At 71.5% G+C, this 14668-nt stretch carries 15 protein-coding genes; 8 read left to right on the top strand and 7 right to left on the bottom strand.

Annotated elements, in window-relative coordinates:
- Positions 1-12: 12 nt before the first annotated feature.
- Positions 13-699: a hypothetical protein gene (locus E2169_RS07055; RefSeq protein WP_132985898.1), complete on the top strand. Its 687-nt coding sequence runs from the start codon at positions 13-15 to the stop codon at positions 697-699.
- Positions 700-797: 98 nt separating this feature from the next.
- On the opposite strand, the gene E2169_RS07050 is transcribed toward E2169_RS07055, so the two are convergent.
- Complete coding sequence (locus E2169_RS07050; RefSeq protein WP_165942352.1) at positions 798-1373, bottom strand: GNAT family N-acetyltransferase; 576 nt, start codon at positions 1371-1373, stop codon at positions 798-800.
- 160 nt (positions 1374-1533) lie between these two features.
- Between E2169_RS07050 and E2169_RS07045 the strand changes: the two genes are divergently transcribed.
- From E2169_RS07045 to E2169_RS07025, 5 genes are all read left to right on the top strand, one after another.
- Positions 1534-1740 (top strand): hypothetical protein, encoded by a 207-nt coding sequence (locus E2169_RS07045; protein ID WP_132985896.1) that lies wholly within the window; start codon positions 1534-1536, stop codon positions 1738-1740.
- Positions 1741-1743: 3 nt separating this feature from the next.
- Positions 1744-2046, top strand: coding sequence for a hypothetical protein (locus tag E2169_RS07040; RefSeq protein WP_207918366.1), 303 nt, complete (start codon positions 1744-1746; stop codon positions 2044-2046).
- Between the two features lie 119 nt (positions 2047-2165).
- The gene (locus E2169_RS07035; protein ID WP_132985894.1) at positions 2166-2771 is read left to right on the top strand and encodes a hypothetical protein; all 606 of its coding nucleotides are present in this window, start codon (positions 2166-2168) and stop codon (positions 2769-2771) included.
- A gap of 82 nt (positions 2772-2853) precedes the next feature.
- Positions 2854-3213 (top strand): hypothetical protein, encoded by a 360-nt coding sequence (locus tag E2169_RS07030; RefSeq protein WP_132985893.1) that lies wholly within the window; start codon positions 2854-2856, stop codon positions 3211-3213.
- Between the two features lie 94 nt (positions 3214-3307).
- Positions 3308-3964 (top strand): hypothetical protein, encoded by a 657-nt coding sequence (locus tag E2169_RS07025; RefSeq protein ID WP_132985892.1) that lies wholly within the window; start codon positions 3308-3310, stop codon positions 3962-3964.
- 6 nt (positions 3965-3970) lie between these two features.
- On the opposite strand, the gene E2169_RS07020 is transcribed toward E2169_RS07025, so the two are convergent.
- The 3 genes from E2169_RS07020 to E2169_RS07010 form a co-directional block, all read right to left on the bottom strand.
- The gene (locus E2169_RS07020) at positions 3971-4678 is read right to left on the bottom strand and encodes a hypothetical protein (RefSeq protein WP_132985891.1); all 708 of its coding nucleotides are present in this window, start codon (positions 4676-4678) and stop codon (positions 3971-3973) included.
- A gap of 1080 nt (positions 4679-5758) precedes the next feature.
- On the bottom strand, positions 5759-6667 hold the full coding sequence (locus E2169_RS07015; protein ID WP_207918365.1) for a 5'-nucleotidase, lipoprotein e(P4) family: 909 nt from the start codon (positions 6665-6667) through the stop codon (positions 5759-5761).
- A 64-nt stretch (positions 6668-6731) separates the two neighbouring features.
- A complete protein-coding gene (locus E2169_RS07010) occupies positions 6732-8711 on the bottom strand; it encodes a UvrD-helicase domain-containing protein (protein ID WP_132985889.1) in 1980 nt (659 codons plus the stop codon).
- A gap of 156 nt (positions 8712-8867) precedes the next feature.
- Between E2169_RS07010 and E2169_RS07005 the strand changes: the two genes are divergently transcribed.
- Together E2169_RS07005 and E2169_RS07000 are read left to right on the top strand one after the other, a co-directional pair.
- Positions 8868-9662 (top strand): SEL1-like repeat protein, encoded by a 795-nt coding sequence (locus E2169_RS07005; RefSeq protein WP_132985888.1) that lies wholly within the window; start codon positions 8868-8870, stop codon positions 9660-9662.
- Between the two features lie 4 nt (positions 9663-9666).
- Positions 9667-10290 (top strand): thymidine kinase, encoded by a 624-nt coding sequence (locus E2169_RS07000; protein ID WP_132985887.1) that lies wholly within the window; start codon positions 9667-9669, stop codon positions 10288-10290.
- Between the two features lie 3 nt (positions 10291-10293).
- On the opposite strand, the gene E2169_RS06995 is transcribed toward E2169_RS07000, so the two are convergent.
- From E2169_RS06995 to mutM, 3 genes are read right to left on the bottom strand one after another with little or no spacing between them, the layout of a single operon-like run.
- Positions 10294-13152, bottom strand: coding sequence for a serine/threonine-protein kinase (locus E2169_RS06995; RefSeq protein ID WP_132985886.1), 2859 nt, complete (start codon positions 13150-13152; stop codon positions 10294-10296).
- Positions 13153-13180: 28 nt separating this feature from the next.
- Positions 13181-13744 (bottom strand): ECF-type sigma factor, encoded by a 564-nt coding sequence (locus E2169_RS06990; protein WP_132985885.1) that lies wholly within the window; start codon positions 13742-13744, stop codon positions 13181-13183.
- Positions 13745-13781: 37 nt separating this feature from the next.
- Positions 13782-14606 (bottom strand): bifunctional DNA-formamidopyrimidine glycosylase/DNA-(apurinic or apyrimidinic site) lyase, encoded by an 825-nt coding sequence (gene mutM, locus E2169_RS06985; RefSeq protein WP_132985884.1) that lies wholly within the window; start codon positions 14604-14606, stop codon positions 13782-13784.
- Positions 14607-14668: the final 62 nt, after the last annotated feature.

Genomic DNA, 14668 nt, shown 5'->3' with positions numbered 1-14668 from the left:
AGGAGTAGCCGCATGTCGATCGAACGCAGCAGCCAGAGTTCCGCCGCCGACGCCGCCCGCGCACGCGAGGGCACGTCGGAGGCGCGCGAGCGCCCGCCCGCGAACCGCGAGCAGAGCGACCGCTTCCGCGATGCGCTCGACCACGCGCGCCAGGGCGTGCAACAGCAGCCGCAGCGCCTGGGCGAGGCCCAGGCCGAGATCGAGCATGGTGGCGACTCCGCCGAACTGCGCCAGGCCGCGACCGAAGACGCCGTGCACCGCGCCGGCGAGCGCGAGCGTGGCGATGGCGGTGGCCACGCCCATGACGGTGCCGAGGGCGAAGCCAGACTGCTCGACCCCGCCCTGCTGTGGCAGGCGCAGCACGCCCTGCGCGGCGATGCTCCCGCCGCCCTGCCGGCCCCGGTCGGCGCCAGCAACGCGGTGTTGGAGCTGATCGAACGCCACGTGCGCCAGCTCGCCGTGGCCGGTGGTGCCGCCGATGCCCAGGGCGATGGCCAGGTGCTGCTGCGCTTGGCCGACGCCACCCTGCCGGGCACCGACCTGCTGCTCAGTCGTGAGGGCGACGGCTGGGTCCTGCGCGCCGACGTGCGCTCGCGCGGAAGCTATGACGCGATCCGCGATGCGGTGCCGGAGCTGATGAAGCGCTTCGCCGAACGCAACCTGGGCGCGCTGCGCGTGGATCCGCACTTCCACGGCTGAGCGCGGCAGCGGGCATGCCACTCCTGCCTCGCCGGCGCCGACTGGTGGCTGTATGCCTAGGGCGACCGCGACGCGAAGGTGCGCCACGATGGTTCTGCCTACGTGGCGTCGTCCGTCGCCCCTGACTGACCGCGCCGCCGCCGTATGCCGCACCAGTCCGCGCGCTGCAGGCGCATCCGCAGCGCCGGCTTGCCGAACTGCTCGACCATGCCGTCGGACTTGAAGCCCAGGCGCCCCAGCAGCGGCGGCACCGAGCGGTTGGCCGGGTCGCACAGCCCCACCAGCGCCGGCAGCCCGAGCGTGTCGAAGGCGTGTCCGCACAGCGCCGCACCGCCCTCCAGGGCGTAGCCGCGGCCCCAGGCGCGCGGCAGCAGCCGGGTGCCGATCTCGACCTCACCGGGGGCGAGCTCCGCCATCAGCGAGAAAAAGCCGATGAAGCCCCTGGCATCGTCCGCGCGCCACAGGCCCAGGCCGGGGCGCTCGCCCTGGACGCGCCGGGCGGTTTCGATCAGGGCGCCGGCCGATGCGATGTCGTCCACGGGCGCATCCAGCAGCGCGCGCGCCACCCGCGGATCGCGCCCCAGCCGCTGCAGGTCGAAAACGTCGCCCGGGCGCAGCCCGCGCAGCACCAGGCGGCGCGTGCGCAGGAATCCATCGTCGGGTGCGGTCGCCATGGCTGGAGTATGCCGCCGCGCCCCGTTGCGGCCCTGCCCCGGGCCGGCCCTAGGTCGGGTACGCACCAGCTTGGCGCCGCAGCGCGGCTGCGGAAACTGGAGCCTGCACCCGGAGTCCACCCGGGCTATCAACACCCCATCAAGAAGAGAGGACAAGGACATGGGCAGTCAAGTCGGTTCGGTTGTCGGCAGCCTCGTCGGCACGTACTTCGGTGGTCCCATCGGCCAGGCCATCGGCCAGCAGATCGGTTCCTGGCTCGGCGGCGCGCTCGGCAGCGAGATGACCGATGCCGTGGGCTTCAACTTCGATTCGCTGTTCGGCAACGCCTACGGCGCCGGCTTCGACCTCGGCTTCGGGAACGGCTGACGCATGTCCATGGATGGCGCACCCCCGAAGACGCGTGAAGAGTTGGCCGAGCGCCTCGCCGACCTGCGCCAGCAGGGGGTGCTCGATACCGGCGAGGAAGCCCGCCTGCTCGGGCATTACGACGACATGCTTCGCGACATGAACGATGAAAAGTCCAAGCTCGAGCCCGAGTACAACCGGCGCATCCGCGAGGACGGCCTGGACAAGGCGAACGCCTGGCTGCGCGAGATCGCCGCCGACCTCGGGCGTCGCCATGGCGAGGCGACGCGCGTGATCACCGAGCGGCTGCGCGTGGTCACGGGCTGATCCCGCGCACGGCGAGCCGGCGGGCAAGGGTTTGCCCCAGCTTGCCGCTCGCCTTCACGTTGGACAGACTCGAAACCAAGCCACCCTGATGCCAACGCCAGACCGGAGCACGCAAACCGATGTCCCGAACCAAGACCCCCGTAGACATGCAAGCCTGGGCCGGCGCCAACGCCGATGCCGGCGGCGCGTCCACGGGCCGTCAGGGTGCGGAGGCAGCGGCGGGTTTCGATCCGGCGGCGTTGATGGGCCAGTTGCTGGGTGAGTTCGATGCCGTGCTCGCCGCCAACCCGGCCATCGACCGCGAGATGCGGGAGCAGCTGCAGGCGGACTTCTCGCGCGCCCTCGAGGATGCCGCGGAAACGGCGGCAAGCGCCGCCGCGTCGATCCCCGACCGTGCCTCCTGGTCCGACACCGTCCAGGCGCTGCAGCAGAACGGCGCGATTGGCGATGAGGAAGCCAACGAGCTCATCCGCACTTTCGATACGTCGCTGCAGCCGCTGGAGCGTCGCGAGTCGCGGGTTGCGCTCGAGTTCGCGCGCCTGCTCGCCACGGAGGGCGAGGAGAAGGCGCTGGCCTGGTTCCGTACCCAGGCCTTCAAGGCGTCCGTCGGCAGCGCGGATGTCGCTGCGACCGACGGCGCGCCACGTGACAACACCGGTGCGGCCCTGCGCAGCGAAGTGCTCGGCTCCCGTTCGCGTCGATTGAGGGGTCCACCGCGGCGATGACGCGCCGCCGGCCGCACCCGCGGCCGGCCGGCAGCAAGCGCAGCCGTGGCACCACACCCTTCAAGACATACGGAGCACCACCATGAGCGATATCCAGAGCTACAACTTCTCCTTCGTCCAGAACGCCCAGATGCAGCGCCAGGGCGAAGCCCGCGCGGCGGCCGAGGGCGGCAGCTACCTGATGGCCTTGGCCATGATGCTCGGCCAGATCGCCGACAAGATGCTCGACCGCGTGATGGACCTCGCCGACCAGCTGGACAACCTCCAGGACAAGAAGGCCGACATCAAGAATGACAACAAGGATCCGGGCGGCATGGGCGAGAACAAGCTGACCGCCCAGCTGCAGGCGCAGACCCAGATCATGAACATGTTCATGCAGGCCATGAACACCGTGATCAAGAGCGTGGGCGAGGCCAACAGGGACGTGTCCCGCAAGCAATAATCTCTCTCCAAGGGATTGCAAAAGGACGGTCCCGGAGCAATCCGGGACCGTTTCTCGTTTCCAGAGCGAGTCGTTTCCAGGGCGAGGCAAAGGCATGCGCATCATGGCGTCGATGGTCCTGCTGGCGGTGATCGCGCTGGGCGTGGCTGCGCGGACCGGATCCGGCGATGGCAAGGCAGATGCCGGGGAGTCCACGGACATCCGGGCCTTTGCCGGAGGCGCCTACTTCGGCGTGGTGAAGGTGCGGGTGCTTCCACCGGAGGGTTCCGGCGTGCGCGCCACGTCCCGCAACGGCACCGGCAGTGCTGAACTGCAGGACTCGGGCCGGTTGGTCGTGGTCGGGGATATCGACAGCGAGGCCGATGCGGGCTTCGCGGCCGACGGCGGGTTCGCCGGCGGTGGCTGGAGCGGCGGCAGCGGCGGGGTGGAGCTGCGGATCGCGCCGGGCGGCGCGATATCCGGCGGCGGCACGGTGGATGGCAACGCGATGTCCATCAAGGGCAGCATCGACCGCCGGCGCCTCGACCTGTTCTTCGAGATAGAGCTGCTGTCCGACAGCGGTGGCGGGTTTCCCGCGGGGACCCGGTTCCAGTTCCGCTACGACCTCTGGCGGCCCTTTGAACACGCGCCGGGACAGCGTGGCCGGACGCCCGAGGGCGGCTGCCGCGAAGTGGTGTACCGGAACAAGCTCGTGCCCAACCTCAGCGGAGGTGCGATGGGCATGGTGCGGGTGCCGGAGTGCCGGCGCTGAGGCGTCTCAGCCCCGGTCACCCTTGTCGCGCGATCCGCTGTCGTTCCGGTGCGCCATGCCGCGTGCGAACCACCATGCGCCCAGTCCCGCGACCAGGCCTGCCAAGGCAAAGCCGCCGATCCACGCGCGGTTGTCGACCGGGGTGACCCGGCCGCCGCCGAGGCTGCCCGGGGGCAACAGTCCGATGATCGCGAAGGCGACGCAGCCGTAGGCGATGATCGCCAGCAGCCAGAACAGCCACTGCATCATGGCCGCGCGCAGTTCGCGTTCGATGGCCGCAGGATCGCGTCCGGCAGCGCCCGTGTTGCCCTGGGCGCCGAGTGCGATGAGCAGGGTCGACAGCCCACCGGGCAGCGACTTCGCCGCGCGTCGCAGCCCACGGCGGTACGGACCCTCGCCGGTATAGGTGCCCGCGATATCCGTACGGGCGATGACCTGCCCGCGGTCGGCCGCGATCAGCGGGTTGACGCTGCGCGCCTCCACGGCCTGGGTTGCCGCCTGTGCAGCAGGCGCGGTGGCCATCGTCGTTCCGGCTGCAGCGGTGGCGATCGCGGCGGCGTTCGTGGTCGCGGCGGCGTTCGCCGCGGTGGTGGCGGGAAGCGTGCTCGCGAGCGGCATGGGCGCGGCCGCGGCGCGCTGCAGCATCGCCATGCGTTCCGCGGCCGCCACATCGCCCCGGGGCACCGTGGCCGGGTCCGCGCGTTGGGCGGGCATGTGCGTCGCGTCCGTGCGTGCAGGCTGGGCAGCATGCGCGAGCTGCGGTGCTGTTTCCGCCCGTGCGGGAGCGGCGGTCTGTGCGTGCTGCGGTATCGGTGCCTGCTGCGCCATGGGCTGCAGGGTGGCCGTGGCGGGGGCCAATGTTGTGGTGACCGTGGCCGTGGTCGTGGCCGGGCCGCTGAAGGGCAGGGCATGCGCTTGCGTGTGTGCTGCAAGCATGGAGGTTGGCGAGCCCTGCGCATGCGCGGCCAGGGGCAGTGCCGGCGACTGCCCTGGCGGACCGGCAGGCCGGCCCGGCAGTTGCTGTGGCAGGCCGACCGCGTCGAGGACCTGCCTCGGCACGTGCCCGACAAGGCCTGGCGCCCCGCGGTCGGCGCCCGGCGGTGCACCATGGGGGTGGTTCGGGCGGTCAAGGCCCGGCGGGCCGCCATGCGGGTGGCTGGGGCGCTCGACGCCGGGCGGGCCCATGTTGGGAAGATTCGGGCGATCGACGCCGGGGGGACCCGCAACGTTGGGGAGGTTCGGGCGATCGACGCCGGGGGGACCTGCAACGTTGGGTAGGTTCGGGCGATCGACACCGGGCGGACCTGCAACGTTTGGGAGGTTCGGGCGATCGATGCCCGGTGGGCCCGCGACGCTGGGGAGGTTGGGGCGCCCGATGTCCTGCTGCCCGCTGCCGATGCCGAGCGGAAATCCGCCGCGGGCGCCGTCATGGGCTTGCCCGTGGTTGGACATCCAGCTCTGGTGGTGTGCTCCGGGGAGCGGAGGCCCCTTGGCCAGCGCGTTCAGAAGGGAGCTGATGTGATTGATGGGCATCAAGCGCCTCGCGCAGGCAGGAGTGCGCCGCCAGCGATGGCGGGTGGATCCCCTCCATCGGCACGTTAGCCCCAGCGGCGCCGGCCCGCAGCCTGGGGTCAACCCCAGGGTGTCGATTCCGCCGGACAAAAAAAAGCGGGAGGCCCTGGGGCCTCCCGTGAAAACCGGCCGGAGCCGGAGGACTATGTTGTGGCGAGCACAGCCTACCGCCGCCCGGATCCTTATGCAATACCTGAGGTATGGCAACTTAAGTCATTGATACTAGTCACGATCAAGTCGCAAGGCATCGCGCTTGTGCTGGCGCCGTTCGCCCTGCGGCAGGCTCCAGGCGTTGTTGAACTGGGCGGGTTCCCAGGCGCCGTAGGTCGGATTGGGCAGCATCCACCAGCGCTCGCCGAACCAGGCGCGGTATTCGGCATGCAGCTGCATTTGCTGCTCCGGCGTGTTGGCCGTGGCCTGCACGAAGTCGCCCAACTGGTCACCGAACTGCATCAGCACGCGATGCTCCCGCCCCACCAGCTGGCGACGGCAGGTCTTGCCGGAACCCTTCTGTTCGCAGCCCGGGACCTGCATGCCCAGGCCCAGGAACACGTCTCCATGCTGCACCGGCAGGCCTTCGCTGCGCAGGTTGGCCAGCGTGGCTTCGGTCAGCGCCGCACTGCGGTTGGACACATAGAAGACGGTGATGCCCTTGTCCGCCGCCGCGCGGGTGAATGCCACCGCGCCCGGCACCGCGGTCGCCCTGCGCTCTTCCACCCAGGCGTCCCAGGCGGGGTCGGCGAATTCCTTGCCATCCACCACCAGGCGCGCCTGGTAGGGCGAGTTGTCGAGCACGGTCTCGTCGATGTCGAGGATGACCGCCGGCGGCAGCGATGCGGCATCGCCGGCGGCCGCGCGTTCGGCGGGGACCAGCGCGTCCCAGGACGGATCGGCCAGCGCGGCGTCCAGTCGCTCGGTGGCGGCGCGGAACACGGTCTCCGACAGCGCCCGGTATTCCATCGAGCGCTGCAGCCACAGGACGGCGTTGAGGTTGTCGTGTGCGGGCACGGTGTCCGCGGCCGGCGGGTGCGCCGCGGCCTGCGGCGCTTCGGCCTGGGCGGGGACAGTGCGGCAACCGGCCAGTAGCAGGGCGGCGGCCAGGAGGGCGACGGTGTACAGGGGCGTGCGCATGGCGATACCTCGTCCAGGACAGGCGCCGAGTCTAGCCGAGGCCCGCGCCCTTCCGGGACGACGCTCAGCCTTCCAGCAGCGCCTTGATCGCGGCGAAGCCGACGTCGGCGCGCTCCTTCTTGCGCGCCGCATCCGCCACCGGGTCGGCGCCGTCGCGCTGCAGTTCGGCCGCCGGCAGTTCGTCCAGGAAGCGGCTCGGCGCCAGCCGCAGGCGTTCGCCCCAGCGCTGCGCCTCGCGCGCGTAGGACAGCCACAGCTGTTCCTTGGCGCGGGTGATGCCGACGTACAGCAGGCGCCGCTCCTCGTCGATGCGGCCCTCCTCCACGCTGGCCTCGTGCGGCAGGGTGTCGTCGTCGACGCCGACGATGAAGACGTAGCGGAACTCCAGGCCTTTGGCCGCATGCAGGCTCATCAGCCGGATCTGGTTGCCGGCGTCGCCCTTGTCGGCGTGGCTGAGCAGCGCCAGCGACGCCGCCAGCTCGCCCGGACCGGCACCGCCGCGCGCGCCGTCGAACCAGTCGGCCAGCTCGTCGAGGTTGCCGCGGCGGATGCGGAACATCTCCTCGGTCTTGCACTGGGCGCGCAGCGCGGTCAGCAGGCCCGAGCGCTCGTTGAGCACGCGCACCAGCTCCGAGGGCGGCAGGCGCGTGGCGTCCGCGCGCAGCCCGCGCACCACGTCGGCGAAGCCCGACAGCGCCGCGCCCGCGCGCGGGTGCAGCTGCTTCAGCAGCCCGATGGACTCGATCGCCCGCGACATCGGCATGCCGGCATTACGCGAGAGCTCGGCCAGCTTCGCCAGCGTGGTCGCGCCGACGCCGCGGCCGGGCGACTGCACCGCGCGCAGGAAGGCGGAATCATCATCGGGATTGGCCAGCATGCGCAGCCAGGACAGCGCGTCCTTGACCTCGCCGCGATCCAGGAAGGCCGTGCCGCCGGACAGGTGGTAGGGCAGGCGCAGCATCTGCAGCGCCTTCTCCAGCGCGCGCGACTGGTGGTTGCCGCGGAACAGGATGCAGAACTCGCTCCACTCGGCCTTGCGCGCGGCGTTGAGGAACTGGATCTCGGCGGCCACGCGTTCTGCCTCGTGCGCGGCGTCGCGGCATTCCCAGACGCGGATGCGCTCGCCGTCGGGCTGCGCGCTCCACAGCGTCTTGAGGTGTTCGTGCGGGTTGTTGGCGATCAGCGCGTTGGCCGAGCGCAGCACGCGGTTGGAGCAGCGGTAGTTCTGTTCGAGCTTGACCACCCGGAGTGCGGGGTAGTCGCGCGCCATCTGCGACAGGTTCTCGGGATTGGCGCCGCGCCAGGCGTAGATCGACTGGTCGTCGTCGCCCACGCAGGTGAAGTTGCCCTTGTCGCCGGCCAGCGCTTTCATCAGGCGGTACTGGGCGTCGTTGGTGTCCTGGCACTCGTCCACCAGCAGGTAGCCGATGCGCTCGCGCCAGCCCAGTGCGCAGTCTTCGTGGTTTTCAAGCAACTGCACGGGCAGGCGGATCAGGTCGTCGAAGTCGACCGCGTTGAAGGCCGCCAGCCGGGCCTGGTAGAGCTCGTACACCATCGCCGCCTCGTGCTCGGGCGTGGAGCGCGCCAGCGCGCGCGCCTGCTCCGGCGACAGGCCGCCGTTCTTCGCTCGCGACACCAGGCCCTGCACGGCCTGGATGGCATCGGGCTTGGCGCCGGGCATCAGGTCCTTGAACTGGGCCATCGAATCGTCGGAGTCGAAGATCGAGAAGCCGCGCCGCAATCCGGCACGTTCGTGCTCGACCTGCAGCATGCGCAGGCCCAATGCGTGGAACGTGGACACCGTCAGGCCGTCGGCCGCGTCCCCGCGGATCCGCTTCGCCACGCGCTCGCGCATCTCGCGCGCGGACTTGTTGGTGAAGGTGATCGCCGCGACCCGCTTCGCCGGATAGCGCCCCGAGCCGATCAGGTGCGCGATCTTCTCCACGATCACCCGGGTCTTGCCGCTGCCGGCGCCGGCCAGCACCAGGAGCGGGCCTTCGCAGTGGGCAACGGCCTCGGATTGTTGGGGATTCAGGCCGTGCATGGGGACTCCGGGACGGCCGGCGATTGTAGCCAATGCCGTCCGCGGCCCGTCGCGGTGCCCGCGTCAGGGGCGCGGCGGGTAGGCCATCAGTCCCGGCGCACGATGCCCCCGTGAGACGATATGCTCTCGGGGCCGGTAAAAAAAGGAATGAGACCGATGGCCATGAAGCATGCCCTGTTGCTCGCGCTGCTGCCCTTCGCATATGCGCAGGCGTCCGAGCCCGCGAATCCCGCACCTCAGGACCCGACCGACGACCCGCTCGTGATCGCGGCAGGCTTCCTCAACGCGCACCCTGACCTGCAGTACCGGATGTACGGGCTGGAGGCCTACAAGGCGGGGCGGCACGAGAAGGCGCTGGCGTACTTCAAGCGCGCGTCCTTCTTCGCGGACAAGCCGTCGCAGGGCATGGTCGCGGAGATGTACTGGAACGGGCAGGGCCAGCCCCAGGACAGGGTCCAGGCCTACATCTGGATGGATCTTGCCGCCGAGCGCGGCTACACCGGCTTCCTCGGCCTGAGGGAACGCTACTGGACGGCTCTGGACGAGGCCGAGCGCGCCCTCGCCATCGAGATGGGGCAGGAGGTTTACGCGCGCTTTGGCGACGCGGCGTCCAAGCCGCGGATGGCAGCCACCCTGCGGCGCGCGGCCAAGCGCATGACCGGCAGCCGGACCGGACGGGGCATCGGCAATCTCCAGGTGATCGTGCCCGGCCCGGGCGGTACCGAGATGATCCTCGACGGCACCAAATTCTACGACCCGCGCTACTGGGATCCGGAGGAGTACCAGAAGTGGCAGGACTCGGTGTGGGCCCATCCGCGCATCGGGCGTGTATCGGTGGGTGAACTCGAATCGATCGGCACCGCGGCGCAATCGCGCGTGCCCGCCACCGAACCCGACCACGATGCCGAGGCACCGGAGTTGCCCCCGGACGCGGACGAACCGGACATGTGATCCCTTGGCCAAGCTCTACTTCTACTACTCGGCGATGAACGCCGGAAAGACCACCACCCTGCTGCAGTCCGCGCACAACTACCGCGAGCGCGGGATGCGGGTACTGATCCTGGCACCTGGGCTGGACGACCGCTCCGGCAGCGGCCGCGTAGCGTCGCGGATCGGGCTGCAGGCCGAGGCCCTGGCCTTCGGACGCGACGCCGACCTGCAGGCGGTGGTGAAGGCGGACATCGCCGCCGGCGGTCGCCTGCACTGCGTGCTCGTGGACGAGGCCCAGTTCCTCACCCGGCCCCAGGCCTGGCAGCTGTCGGAGGTGGTCGATGCGCTCGGCGTGCCGGTGCTCTGCTACGGCCTGCGCACCGATTTCCAGGGCGAGCTGTTCGAGGGCAGCCGCTACCTGCTGGCCTGGGCCGACGAGATCCAGGAGATCAAGACCATCTGCCACAGCGGCAGCAAGGCGACGATGACCGTGCGCGTGGACGACCAGGGACGCGCGGTGCAGGACGGGCCGCAGGTGGAGATCGGCGGCAACGAGCGCTATGTCTCGGTCAGCCGCGCGGAGTTCAAGCGCATCATGCGCGGCGAGGGCCGCATCGAGCCGCTGCAGCCGTCGCTGCGGCTGGACTGAGCCTCAGCCGGCCGCAGCGGCCACGTCGGTGGCCGCGGGTGCATCGCACTGCTGCCGCCAGTGGCGCACTTCGCGCACCACCACCCCGCCCTCGGGTCGCGCCATCTCGATCAGTTGCTCCAGGGCGGTGAACACGGCCAGGGATTCGTCGCGCCGTGGACCATGGCAGCGCAGCCCGGCGGCGACCGCCTGCGCGCGCCAGGCGACCTTGCGCAGCTCGGTGTCGGTTTTCGGCAGGGCGGCAAGGTGGTCGAGCCGGGCCAGCGCGCCGTGGGTGTCGAGCGTGGCCTCGAACTGCGCCAGCGCCAGCTCGGCACGCCGCGTGGTCGGGTGCGCCGCGCCGTAGTCGGCGCTGGTCAGGGCCACCGCGCGCCGCAGCGCCGCCAGCGCCTCCGGCTTGCGGCCGCGCGCGGCATCGACTTCGCCGGCCAGGCGCAGGGTGGCGCCCACCAGGCCGTGATCGCTGCCGAAGCGGGCGCCGCGCAGGCGCAACGATTCCTCCAGGAGCCCGGCCGCGCGAGCCTGGTCGCCGGCCTCGTGCAGCACCAGGGCTTCGTTGAACAGGCCCGCGGCGAGCATGGTCCCGTTGCCGAGCTGGCGCCAGGTGGAGTTGGCACGCTCCAGCCCGGCGATCGCCTCGTCGAGGTCGCCACGCTCCCAGGCCACGATGGCCATGCTGTTGTCGTTGCGGGCAACGTCGGCGTGCCGGCTGCCCAGGCGTGATACCAGCCAGGCGTGCGCGTCGCGGAAGATGACCTCCGCCTCGCCCAGGCGCCCGTTGTCGACCAGCAGCGCGGCCAGCTGGCGGCGTCCGTCCACGGTGTCGCGATGCTGCGGGCCGCGTATCTCGAGCGCGAGTTCGAGCGCTTCGCGGCAGTCGGCTTCGGCCGAGTGCAGATCGCCCAGTTCGCGGTGCAGCGAACAGGTCGCGCGCAGGATCGCGATCGCCTGCGGGTGGCGCAGCCCCACGCGCGTGCGCAGCAGCGCCAGCGCCGCGCGCTGTTCGCGCAGTGCCAGCGCGCTCTCGCCCGACGCCGCGCGCAGGGTGGCCAGGTCCGACAGGCTCTCGACCACGTCGGTCACGGGCAGCGCCGCCGTGCGGCGGATGGCCAGCGCGCGCTGGAAGCCCGTGCGCGCGGCGTCAAGCTCGCCCTCGTCGCGCTGGCAGCGCGCGAGCTGGGTGTGGTATTCGGCGGTCAGCTGGGGCAGCCGTTCCTGCTCGCGCAGGGCCAGTGCCTGCAGCGGCTGCATCGCCAGACGGCAGGCGCCGGGCTGGCCCAGCAGGCGGCGGATGCGGCCCATGTCCGTGGCGGCCTGCAGGTTCAGGCCGGGCGGCGGCTGTTCGATGCCGGCGATGACCGTCGCCTGGCGCTGCTGCAGCGCGAGCGCCTGGCCGTAGTCGCCCAGGCCGGCGCGCAGGCGCGCGACCACGCCCAGCAGCTCCGCCAGCGCCACCGGCTGCCGGGCGAGCTCGAGTTCGCCGCGCTGCACGCCGTCTTCCAGCAGCCGACGCACGTCGATGTGCGCCCCGCCGGGCGCGCTGCCCGCGTTCTCGAACAGGCCCACCATGAAGCTCTGCAACGCGCGCGTGCGCGCAGCCTGCTGCACCGCCTGCTGCGCCTGCCAGCCCACGATCGCCAGCGCCGCCACCAGCACCACCGCGATCGCGGCGCCGGTGCCCAGCGCCCACCGGTGCCGGCCCAGGTACTTGCGTGCCCGGTACGCCATGCTCTGCGGGCGCGCGCGCACCGGCTTGCCGTCAAGGTGGCGGCGGACGTCCTGGGCCATCGCCTCGACCGAGGGATAGCGCTGCTCGGGCCGCTTGGACAGCGCCTTGAGCACGATGTTGTCGAGGTCGCCGGCGATCCGGCGCGCATCGCGACGGAGCTGCGCCGCCGTCGGCCTTGCCGCGGATGCGGCGGTCGCTTCGCCGGACGTGCGCTGCAGCGCCACCGACGGACGCGGCGGGTCGGCGCTGAGGATCGCCTCCTCCCACTCCGCGTCGCTCTTGCGCTTGAGCCGGTAGGGCTTGCAGCCCGACAGCATCTCGTAGAGCACCACCCCCAGCGAATAGACGTCGGTCATGGTGGTGACCGGTTCGCCGCGGATCTGCTCGGGCGCCGCGTAGTGCAGGGTGAAGGCGCGCACGCCGGTGCGCGTGCCCTCGGCGCCGACGTCGGGGGTGTCGAGCAGCTTGGCGATGCCGAAGTCGAGCAGGCGCACCTCGTCGAGCGGCGTCACCAGGATGTTCGACGGCTTCAGGTCGCGGTGCACGATCAGGTTGGCGTGGGCGTGGCTGACCGCTTCGCAGACCTGCAGGAACAGGCGCAGGCGCGCGTCCACCGTCGGCTCGCGCACCTGGCACCAGTCGGTGATCGGCTCGCCGTCGACGTATTCCAGCGCCAGGTAGGGCTGCTGGTCGGCGCTGATGCCGGCGTCGAGCAGGCGCGCGATGTGGGCGTGTTCCAGGCGCGCCAGGATCTGCCGCTCACGGGTGAAGCGCAGGCGCAGGTTGGGGTCGGCCAGGCCCGGGCGCAGCAGCTTCAGCGCCACGCGGCGCTGGTAGAGGCCATCGGCGCGGCTGGCCAGCCACACCTGGCCCATGCCGCCCTCGCCGAGCATGCGCTCCAGGCGGTAGGGACCGATCACCGCATCGGCGCGCGCCAGCGGCAGCTGCGAGACCACGGGCTCGGAGAGGAAATCCTCCTGGCCTTCCTCGAGCTCCAGAAGTCCTTCGAGGTCGGCCGCCAGCTCCGGGTCGTCTTCCCGCAGCGATGCCAGGCTCTGCGCCCGCGCCATCGGCTCGAGCTCGAGCAGGGCGTCGAGCAGTGGGGACAGGCGTTGCCAGCGGTCTGCGTCCATCAGCCGCGCGTGCCCGCCGGGCGCCTCCTCAGTCCGCCTTCAGCGAGGCGAGGAGGTACAGCCGCGCCTTCTGCCAGTCGCGGCGGATGCTGCGCTCGGAACGCTGGAGCAACTCGGCGATCTCGATCTCGGACAGGCCGCCGAAGTAGCGCAGCTCGACCACGTGGGCCAGGCGCTGGTCGACCGCGGCCAGGCGGGTGAGCGCGACGTCCAGGGCGAGCATGTCGTCGTCCAGGCGCAGGCCGCCCTCGATGTCCTCGGGCAGGTCGGTGACCCGGTGCAGGTCGCCGCCGCGCTTCTGCGCCATGCGCTGGCGCGCGTAGTCGACCACCACGCTGCGCATCGCCGATGCGGCATAGGCGAAGAAGTGCGCGCGGTCGTCGAAGCGGGCCTCGCGGCGGCCGATCAGCTTGAGGTAGGCCTCGTGCACCAGGGCGGTGGCGTCGAGCGTCTGCCCGTACTGCCCGGCCAGCTGGCGCCGGGCCATGCTGTGCAGTTCCTGGTAGAGCGTGGCCAGCACGTTGTCGAGCGCGCCGCGGTCGCCATCGCGGGCGGCGTCGAGCAACAGCGTGATGTCTGCGTTGTCGGGCATGGGGTTCCCCTCGGAGGCCCGATCATAGCGCCTGCGCTCAGCGCTGGCAGGTGCCGCACCATACGGTGGCGCGCTGCGCGACCAGGGCATGGCGCAGGGGGCGGCCGCAGTGCTGGCAGGGTTCGCCGTCGCGACCGTAGACCGAGAGCTCCTGTTCGAAGTAGCCCGGCGCGCCGTCGGGCGAGATGAAGTCGCGCAGGGTCGTGCCGCCGCTGACGATCGCCCGCGACAGCACGGCCCGGATCTCGTTCGCGACCCGCCCGTAGCGCTCGCGCGAGATCCTGCCCGCCGCGCGCAGCGGCGACACCCCGGCCGCGAACAGCGCCTCGGCGACATAGATGTTGCCCACGCCCACCACCACCCGCTGGTCCATGAGGAAGGCTTTCACCGGAGCCCGGCGGCCGCGGCTGCGGGCGAACAGGTAGTCGCCGTCGAAGCCGTCGCCCAGCGGCTCCGGCCCCAGTCCGGCCAGCAGCGGATGGGTTTCGCCCGATGGTTGCCAGAGCAGGCATCCGAAGCGCCGCGGGTCGGTCAAGCGCAGCACGCGCAGCGCGCCGTCGGGTCCGGACATGGCGATGTCGACGTGGTCGTGCGCTCGGGGCGCGGTGTCGGCGGGCAGCACCCGCAGGCTGCCGGACATGCCCAGGTGCAGCAGGGCGCTGCCGGCGGCGGTGTCGAGCAGCAGGTATTTGGCACGCCGGCGCACGGCGTCGATGCGCTGCCCGGGCAGCTGCTCACCCACCTCGGCCGGGATCGGCCAGCGCAGGTCGGGACGGCGCAGCAGCACCCGCTGCACGCGCGCGCCTTCGACGTGCGGCGCCAGGCCGCGGCGGGTGGTCTCGATTTCGGGCAGCTCGGGCATGGCGGCAGCGTGGGGGCGCGTGGGGGGGCGGTGCAAGGCGCGCGGTGGTGGCTGGCGCGCGA

It is taken from the genome of Luteimonas terricola (genome assembly GCF_004352845.1).
Taxonomy (GTDB): domain Bacteria; phylum Pseudomonadota; class Gammaproteobacteria; order Xanthomonadales; family Xanthomonadaceae; genus Luteimonas; species Luteimonas terricola.
This window is presented reverse-complemented; position numbering and strand designations above follow the sequence as displayed.

What these genes read in the sequence shown, in the direction of transcription:
- E2169_RS06995 (WP_132985886.1), bottom strand. Translation starts at nt 13,152, where the DNA reads ATGGACGCAGACCGCTGGCAACGCCTGTCCCCACTGCTCGACGCCCTG.
- mutM (WP_132985884.1), bottom strand. Translation starts at nt 14,606, where the DNA reads ATGCCCGAGCTGCCCGAAATCGAGACCACCCGCCGCGGCCTGGCGCCG.
- E2169_RS07050 (WP_165942352.1), bottom strand. Translation starts at nt 1,373, where the DNA reads ATGGCGACCGCACCCGACGATGGATTCCTGCGCACGCGCCGCCTGGTG.
- E2169_RS07030 (WP_132985893.1), top strand. Translation starts at nt 2,854, where the DNA reads ATGAGCGATATCCAGAGCTACAACTTCTCCTTCGTCCAGAACGCCCAG.
- E2169_RS07015 (WP_207918365.1), bottom strand. Translation starts at nt 6,667, where the DNA reads ATGCGCACGCCCCTGTACACCGTCGCCCTCCTGGCCGCCGCCCTGCTA.
- E2169_RS07005 (WP_132985888.1), top strand. Translation starts at nt 8,868, where the DNA reads ATGGCCATGAAGCATGCCCTGTTGCTCGCGCTGCTGCCCTTCGCATAT.
- E2169_RS07055 (WP_132985898.1), top strand. Translation starts at nt 13, where the DNA reads ATGTCGATCGAACGCAGCAGCCAGAGTTCCGCCGCCGACGCCGCCCGC.
- E2169_RS07045 (WP_132985896.1), top strand. Translation starts at nt 1,534, where the DNA reads ATGGGCAGTCAAGTCGGTTCGGTTGTCGGCAGCCTCGTCGGCACGTAC.
- E2169_RS07035 (WP_132985894.1), top strand. Translation starts at nt 2,166, where the DNA reads ATGTCCCGAACCAAGACCCCCGTAGACATGCAAGCCTGGGCCGGCGCC.
- E2169_RS07020 (WP_132985891.1), bottom strand. Translation starts at nt 4,678, where the DNA reads ATGCCCGCCCAACGCGCGGACCCGGCCACGGTGCCCCGGGGCGATGTG.
- E2169_RS07010 (WP_132985889.1), bottom strand. Translation starts at nt 8,711, where the DNA reads ATGCACGGCCTGAATCCCCAACAATCCGAGGCCGTTGCCCACTGCGAA.
- E2169_RS06990 (WP_132985885.1), bottom strand. Translation starts at nt 13,744, where the DNA reads ATGCCCGACAACGCAGACATCACGCTGTTGCTCGACGCCGCCCGCGAT.
- E2169_RS07025 (WP_132985892.1), top strand. Translation starts at nt 3,308, where the DNA reads ATGCGCATCATGGCGTCGATGGTCCTGCTGGCGGTGATCGCGCTGGGC.
- E2169_RS07040 (WP_207918366.1), top strand. Translation starts at nt 1,744, where the DNA reads ATGTCCATGGATGGCGCACCCCCGAAGACGCGTGAAGAGTTGGCCGAG.